This is a genomic window from Cytobacillus praedii (assembly GCF_001439605.1).
GTDB lineage: Bacteria > Bacillota > Bacilli > Bacillales > Cytobacillaceae > Cytobacillus > Cytobacillus praedii.
This window is the reverse complement of record NZ_LMBX01000003.1, coordinates 533-877: the sequence shown is the minus strand read 5'-3', so window position 1 is coordinate 877 and position 345 is coordinate 533. Positions and strand designations below refer to the sequence as shown.

Sequence of the window (345 nt, the reverse complement as noted above, 5' to 3'; positions counted from 1 at the left end):
TCCGCAGGTAGGACTCGAACCTACGACCGATCGGTTAACAGCCGATAGCTCTACCACTGAGCTACTGCGGAATAATATAGTATANTGGGCCTAAATGGACTCGAACCATCGACCTCACGCTTATCAGGCGTGCGCTCTAACCAGCTGAGCTATAGGCCCATTTTATCAATTGGAGCGGGTGAAGGGAATCGAACCCTCGACAACAGCTTGGAAGGCTGTGGTTTTACCACTAAACTACACCCGCAATATGCTNGTGGCTCAGGACGGAATCGAACCGCCGACACAAGGATTTTCAGTCCTTTGCTCTACCGACTGAGCTACTGAGCCACATATGTATTTTTTTAT

General features: G+C 49.3%; 4 tRNA genes. All 4 read right to left on the bottom strand.

Features of this window, described 5'->3' with window-relative positions:
- The 4 genes from ASU02_RS03665 to ASU02_RS03650 all read right to left on the bottom strand — a co-directional run bounded on the left by ASU02_RS03665 (position 1) and on the right by ASU02_RS03650 (position 327).
- Positions 1-71 (bottom strand) — tRNA-Asn (locus ASU02_RS03665).
- Between the two features lie 14 nt (positions 72-85).
- A tRNA-Ile gene (locus ASU02_RS03660) sits at positions 86-159 on the bottom strand.
- 11 nt (positions 160-170) lie between these two features.
- Positions 171-244, bottom strand: a tRNA-Gly gene (locus ASU02_RS03655).
- A gap of 10 nt (positions 245-254) precedes the next feature.
- Positions 255-327, bottom strand: a tRNA-Phe gene (locus ASU02_RS03650).
- Between the last annotated feature and the right edge of the window lie 18 nt (positions 328-345).